1 protein-coding gene is annotated in these 291 nt (G+C 48.8%); it reads right to left on the bottom strand.

The genetic code is table 11. The features are described from left to right. A partial coding sequence (locus tag WDW90_RS38880; RefSeq protein ID WP_336492968.1) for an NYN domain-containing protein occupies positions 1–159 on the bottom strand: 159 nt, incomplete at its 3' end. Positions 160–291 lie beyond the last annotated feature (132 nt).

Below are 291 nucleotides of genomic sequence, written 5' to 3'. Positions count from 1 at the left end.
CTCGATCATGGCAGTGTAATAGAAAGCCCGGAGGAGGTTGTCCCGGCTCTGGAATTCCTTGAGAAGTCGTGTGTAGTCGATGTCGAAGCCGAGTGCCTTCGTGGTCGCGTATAAATTAGCACCATCGATAAAAATCGCGCTGCGTTGCTGTGTGCTCATGGCACGTTCCGTTCATTTAATCAAGATTGAGCTAATCGGAAGATGGCGTGACGCGGATTTTTCAATCAAATACTTCCTTATCTCAGATCTTTGTCTGGCTTCTCAAAGGGGATCTGCTGGCGAGCGATAGTC

Source organism: Methylobacterium nigriterrae, from assembly GCF_037106235.1.
Lineage (GTDB): Bacteria > Pseudomonadota > Alphaproteobacteria > Rhizobiales > Beijerinckiaceae > Methylobacterium > Methylobacterium nigriterrae.
The sequence above is the reverse complement of the archived record's forward strand: the minus strand, read 5'-3'. Positions and strand labels throughout refer to the sequence as shown.